The organism is Actinomadura sp. GTD37, assembly GCF_041951365.1.
Taxonomy (GTDB): Bacteria; Actinomycetota; Actinomycetes; order Streptosporangiales; family Streptosporangiaceae; genus Spirillospora.
The window spans coordinates 1-1326 of record NZ_JBGNUS010000023.1; the positions used below are offsets into that span (position 1 = coordinate 1).

1 protein-coding gene is annotated in these 1326 nt (G+C 69.8%); it reads left to right on the forward strand.

The window, feature by feature from the left end; translation table 11 throughout:
• Positions 1-1326: glycerol kinase GlpK (gene glpK / locus ACA511_RS40570; protein ID WP_375030081.1), on the forward strand; the 1326-nt coding region annotated here is incomplete at both ends.

A 1326-nucleotide genomic window follows, 5' to 3' on the forward strand; every position in this document is an offset into this window, starting at 1 on the left:
GCGGTGGTGCAGAGCACGCTGAACAAGGCGAACCTGGGGCATTCGGATCTGGCCGCGTTGGGTGTCACCAACCAGCGTGAGACGACCGTGGTGTGGAACCGGCGGACCGGCCGCCCGTACTACAACGCGATCGTGTGGCAGGACACCCGCACCGACCGCATCGCCTCCGCGCTGGAACGCGACGGGCGGGGGGAGACGATCCGGCACCGGGCCGGGCTGCCGCCGGCGACGTACTTCTCCGGCGGCAAGATCCAGTGGATCCTGGAGAACGTCGACGGCGTCCGCGAGGCCGCCGAGAACGGCGACGCGGTCTTCGGCAACATCGACTCGTGGGTGCTGTGGAACCTGACCGGCGGGACCGACGGCGGCGTGCACGTCACCGACCCCACCAACGCCAGCCGCACCATGCTGATGGACCTGGAGACCCTGGACTGGGACGACCAGCTCCTGTCGTTCTTCGGCATCCCCCGCCCGATGCTCCCGCAGATCATGCCGTCCTCGGCGCCCGGCGCCCACGGCAGGACCCGGGCCGATGGCCCGCTCGGCGGCGAGGTCCCGCTGACCGGGATCCTCGGCGACCAGCAGGCCGCCACCGTCGGGCAGGTGTGCTTCGCGGCCGGCGAGGCCAAGAACACCTACGGCACCGGCAACTTCCTGCTGCTCAACACCGGCGAGGAACTCGTCCGGTCCAAGGCCGGGATGCTGACGACCGTCTGCTACAAGTTCGGCGACCACCCGGCGGTGTACGCGCTGGAGGGATCGATCGCGGTGACCGGGTCGGCGGTGCAGTGGCTGCGCGACCAGCTCGGCATCATCTCCGGCGCCGCGCAGAGCGAGTCCCTGGCCCGGCAGGTCGACGACAACGGCGGCGTCTACTTCGTCCCCGCCTTCTCCGGCCTGTTCGCCCCCTACTGGCGCTCGGACGCCCGCGGCGCGATCGTCGGCCTGTCCCGCTTCAACACCAACGCCCACCTCGCCCGCGCCACCCTGGAATCGATCTGCTACCAGTCACGCGACGTCGTCGAGGCCATGCGCGAGGACTCCGGCGTCTCCCTGGACGTCCTCAAAGTCGACGGCGGCGTCACCGCCAACGAACTGTGCATGCAGATGCAGGCCGACATCCTCGGCGTCCCCGTCTCACGCCCCGTCGTCGCCGAGACAACCGCCCTGGGCGCCGCCTACGCCGCCGGCCTCGCCGTCGGCTTCTGGAACACCACCGACGAACTCCGCCAGAACTGGAACCAGGACAAACGCTGGGAACCCACCTGGAACCACCAACAACGCCAAACCGGCTACGCCGGATGGAAGAAGGCCGTCGAACGCACC